We start from the raw sequence: 4779 nt of genomic DNA, 5'->3' as shown, positions 1-4779 counted from the left end.
CGATTTAAGCAATGATTTGAAGTTAGCATATAGGTTAAAAGAGTTATTCTACCAATATGTTCTTACTCAACCTAGTAAAGTTAGAGCAGCGAAATCTTTAAGAGAATGGATAAAAAGAGCCGAGGAATCTAATTTAAAAGAATTTAAAGCTTGCATCACTGCTTTTAATAACTGGTTTGACGAGATATGTAATTCTTTTGATTATCCTTGGTCTAATGGTCCACTTGAAGGAACTCATACTAAGATAAAGACGTTAAAGAGAAATTGTTTTGGTATGAAAAATTTCAATTTGTTTAGAAAGAGAATTATGTTTGCTTGTAAGTAGTGATAGGAAATTGGAGAAAATTTGCAAAACCCCTAGGGGTTTTGTTTGCTATACCTATTTTTAGTAATTTTTTAGTTATTTTAGTTTTGATATTCTATTAGCGTCTAAGTATTGATTTTTAAATGAAAAGAGAGACTCGAGTTAACGAGTCTCCCCAATATTTGACATAGAGCCTTTTTTAAAGTCTAATATAAGCGTAACCTTCGTTTTGGAGCCTTACTATTTTTGTAATAACCAAATCTTCTACTTTGATTTCAGCAGGAATTAATTCTTTTGAAAGACGATTTTCTTCTAAAGCTTTCTTTCCTATAGTAATGTTTACTTTAGGATTTCCTAGAACTCCATGAAAATCAACTCCAGAATATCTGTTGAAAAGTGATGCAGCTTTTGCCATTGCAATTATTTCAACTTGTATATCATCAAAATTGTCTAGTAAATCTCTAACATTAGATAATACAGCTTCCCATTTGTCCGCTTCAACTACATGAAAAATTACCTTCATATATATCACTCCTTATTAACTAATATTTTACACTATTAAAGAGGAAAATAAAAGGCAAATTCCTATTTTAGCTATTTCTTAAATATTAATTTCAAAAGTTCTCTTATCTCATCAACCCTAAAGGCGATTAATAAAACAAGGTAAATTAAGCCTGCAATAATTATAGAAATAAGAAGTGATAAATTTATTCCAAAGCTTTTTATTAAAATATTGTAGAAAAATTTTGAGCCAAGTGCCATGACAGCTGATGCCACAGTTATTTTTATGACATTTGTAAAAAGTTTCTTGTTAAATACATTTTCAATTAATTTAATTGATGAAAGGTAAAGGGCAAGGGCTCCAACTAAAAAAGAAATTGAAGTTGCAAGAGCAATTCCCATTATCCCCATTAGTTTGGAAAGTAAAAGGGCAAGGACGACATTAATTCCTACTATTAATACGGAATTTATAACAGGAGTTTTGTTGTCGCCAAGAGAATAAAAAACTCTTGAAATAATTTCACGGACTCCAATCCCAATTACACCAAAGGCAAAGAAGGATAAAACTGTGGCAGTAATCCTTGCGTCATCAACAGAAAATTCTCCCCCCACAAATAAAAGATTTACAATTGGAAAGGAAAAAATGTAGAGACCAAAGGCTGCAGGCACAACAAGTAGTAGCATATTTGAAAGTCCTTCTGAAAGGGCAGACTTTAAGTTTACATAGTCCTTTTTTGAACCAAAGTTGGCAAGCTTAGGATAAGTTGCAGTTATAATTGATGTGACAACTATACCTGTTACAAAACTTTGAAGCTTGTAGGCGTAATTTAAAATAGAAATTCCACCAGCGTAGGCTCCCGATGCAAGGGAACGAGAAATCATAAAGTTAATTTCAATTGCTGAAGTTGAAATTAAAATTGGAAGTATGGAGACAAACATTGCCTTCATGTCTTCATTGAAGTCAACTTTTAGGCTGTGTCTGTAGCCAAGTTTTTTAATTGGCAAAATAAAAATCCCATATTGCAAAACAAAAGCAAGTAAAATTCCTATGGCAAGATAATTTATGCCAAGATTTCTTGATATTGCCATGGCCCCAATTAAAATTACATTCATTAAGATTGAATGAAGGACTGAAGTTATAAATTTTTCATGAATTTGTAGATAGGCCTTAAAAATTGAGCTCACAGCCGTAACTGCTATGGAGAGCATGGCAACTCTTGAAACAAAAATTGCCGTCTCAAGCTTTTCGCCTTCGAAACCTTCAGCCATTAACTTTACAAGAGGTCTTGCAAAGATAATAGAAAGAATAGTCACAATCACAAATACAATTAAAATAATATTAGAAAGATTAGCAGTAAAGAGGTCGGCTCTTTTCTTGTCCTCTCTCTCCTTTATCTTGTCGTACATGGGTATGTAGCCATTGGCAACTGCACCGCTAATGACATTGGTAAAAGTCATGGGAAGTTGGAAGGCAATTAGAAAAATATCTGCCACCATGCCAACGCCAAAAAAGTATGCCAGGGCCTTTTCTCTCAAAAGTCCAAAGATTTTTGAGATAATTGTAATCACCATTAATATATATGAAGTCTTCATCATTTCTCCTTTAAATAAAAAACTTGGGTTAAACCCCAAGTAATTATATATTTATTTAATTTTATTTACAAGTTTCACTTATCTTTTGATAATTTATTTTTCACTTTCCAATAAAAAATCAATAATATTTTTGTGGACAATTCCTCTTTGAGAAAAATCAAGATTATCCATGGAAAGAACATATTTTGGATAATTATCTGCAACTAAATCATAGGCTCCAAACTCCCTTTCCCTAGTTTTTTCATTCTCCATTAAATAGGCAATTTGAAAATAAGAGATCTCCTCGCCTTTTTTTGCCACAAAATCTATTTCTCTGTCCTTAACTTTTCCAATTTTTACATGGTAACCTCGTGACAGAAGTTCAATGTAGACAATATTTTCTAAGGTTTTCTCGATGTCTTTCACATTAGAAAATCCCATGGACTGTCTAAAACCATGATCCGTCAAATAATATTTTTCATCAACTTTTAAAAGTTTTTTGCCTCCTAAATCGTATCTTGGAACTTTTTTTAACACAAAGGCCTTGTTGCAATATTCCAAATAATTTAAAACAGTGTCAACGGAAATATTTCTATTTTCGCTCTTCAAATAATTTCTTATAGCAGATGCAGAAAAGTTTGCACCAATATTTTGCATGGCAAAGCTTAAAATTCTATTAAAAATATCTACATCTCTTATATTATTATAATTCAAAACATCTTTTACAAGGACTGTGTTATAAATGTCGTTTAAGTATTTTTGCGAAACTTCTTCCTCTAGATTAAAATATTTTAAGCCTGGCATCCCGCCAATTTTTATGAATTTTTGAAATAATTCCTCTCGACTTAAATTTGAACTCTTATAAATTTCTGAAAATTCATCAAAAGTAAAGGCTTGAATTTCAAATTCAACATATCTACCAGCAAGAAGTGTGGCTAAGTCACCAGAAATTAATTTTGAATTAGATCCTGTAATGTAAATGTCGCAGTCTAAAGAAGCTCTAAGCCCATTTATGACCTTCTCCCAATCCTTAACTAATTGAATTTCATCAAAGAAAAAATAAACTTTTCCTTTTTTGTTCTTCAATTTTTCATCTAAATAAGCTTTTAATAAATCTGCATTATTAATATCAAAAAATTCAAAGGATTCAAAATTCATATAAATTTTATTTTCATCAGGCACATCTTTTAAGACCTGGTCTTTAATAATATTTAAAATTGTAGATTTTCCAACTCGCCTCATGCCAGTTAAAATTTTTACTATGGGCTTGTCAATAAATTTCTTTATTTTTTCAATGTACTTGTCTCTAAAAATATAATCCATTTAAATCCCTCCTTTAGTTTCGATTATACTCGAAATAATCTTATTTTTCAATATCATTTCGACTATAATCGAAATCTTTTGCTATTTTTTGATTTATTTCTAGTATAGTCGAAATTATAAAAATTTATTAAATAAAAAAGTGATGCTAAAAATAAAATTAATTATCCCTAACATCGCTTAAAATAAATTATATTAAACTGTTAATAAACATAAAGAGTGGAAATATTATAATTAAAAGAAAATTTAATATTCCAAACAAAACTGACTTCTCTTTAATTGCAAAGACAAGACCAATAATGCCTATAATCCTACAAATAAATAAACTGGTAAGCCCTGTTGGCCTTAAATTTGTAAAATTTTCAAAAAAATCTACTGGGAGTAAATATGAAATTATAAAAATCAAAACTCCTGTGACAAATAAATACTTGCTAAGGCTTTTTTTCATGACTACCTCCTAGTCAAATCCTCTTATCAAATCAATGGGATCAATCTTTAAAATATTTTTTAAAGATAAATTGTAGATTAGTATATTTATACCATAAATCAAAATGGCAAAAGCAATGAAGTACTTATATTCAAAATAAGACAACAAAATTTTCATATCTAATGTTGGAGATATTTTTGCAATTACAAATAAAGCAGCAAAACTTACTGTTAAAACTATTGCCAGAGATTTTATTTCCTCGAATATAAAATCTTTTATAAATTTATTTTTTAGTTCTTCCTCATCTATTCCACAAGACATTAAAGATCCAATTTCTTTTTTTCTTGCCATTAAACTTAAATTAATAGAAGAATATCCATTAGTTATGTTTAAAATAAAAATTATACTTGCAATAAAAATTATCATAAGGCCAAAAGTTTTTACATCTTTCATGCGATTTGCTTCTACATCTTTGCTTGTAGTTAAATTATAAGTTTCATTGTAGGCAATGGATGAATCTAATCTCTCTTTAACTTCATTCTTTATATCGTCTAACTTATTTTCATCAACTTGCATTGATAGTTCGTAGGTGTTTCTTTTCAAGTCATTGTTGTTTTTTAAATAATATTTATTCCATTCATCTAATAATTTAAAA

General features: G+C 29.4%; 6 protein-coding genes. 1 reads left to right on the top strand and 5 read right to left on the bottom strand.

Features of this window, described 5'->3' with window-relative positions; translation table 11 throughout:
• The coding region (locus HGPG_RS00925) for a transposase (protein WP_019124169.1) at positions 1-325 on the top strand (325 nt) is incomplete at its 5' end.
• A gap of 178 nt (positions 326-503) precedes the next feature.
• On the opposite strand, the gene HGPG_RS00920 is transcribed toward HGPG_RS00925, so the two are convergent.
• The 5 genes from HGPG_RS00920 to HGPG_RS00900 form a co-directional block, all read right to left on the bottom strand.
• Positions 504-827 carry a DsrE family protein gene (locus HGPG_RS00920; RefSeq protein ID WP_019124168.1) on the bottom strand — a complete coding sequence of 108 codons (324 nt, stop codon included), beginning with the start codon at positions 825-827 and terminating at the stop codon, positions 504-506.
• 71 nt (positions 828-898) lie between these two features.
• On the bottom strand, positions 899-2398 hold the full coding sequence (gene murJ, locus HGPG_RS00915) for a murein biosynthesis integral membrane protein MurJ (protein WP_019124167.1): 1500 nt from the start codon (positions 2396-2398) through the stop codon (positions 899-901).
• 93 nt (positions 2399-2491) lie between these two features.
• Positions 2492-3700, bottom strand: a complete 1209-nt coding sequence (locus HGPG_RS00910) for an ATP-binding protein (protein ID WP_019124166.1) — start codon at positions 3698-3700, stop codon at positions 2492-2494.
• 187 nt (positions 3701-3887) lie between these two features.
• On the bottom strand, positions 3888-4145 hold the full coding sequence (locus HGPG_RS00905; RefSeq protein WP_019124165.1) for a hypothetical protein: 258 nt from the start codon (positions 4143-4145) through the stop codon (positions 3888-3890).
• 9 nt (positions 4146-4154) lie between these two features.
• Positions 4155-4779, bottom strand: a 625-nt coding sequence (locus tag HGPG_RS00900) for an ABC transporter permease family protein (protein ID WP_147629744.1), incomplete at its 5' end; no start/stop codon positions are given.

Source organism: Peptoniphilus grossensis ph5 (genome assembly GCF_000311825.1).
In the GTDB taxonomy this organism is placed as follows: domain Bacteria; phylum Bacillota; class Clostridia; order Tissierellales; family Peptoniphilaceae; genus Peptoniphilus_A; species Peptoniphilus_A hominis.
Note: the sequence above shows the minus strand (reverse complement) of the source record. Positions and strands in the feature narration are given on the sequence as shown.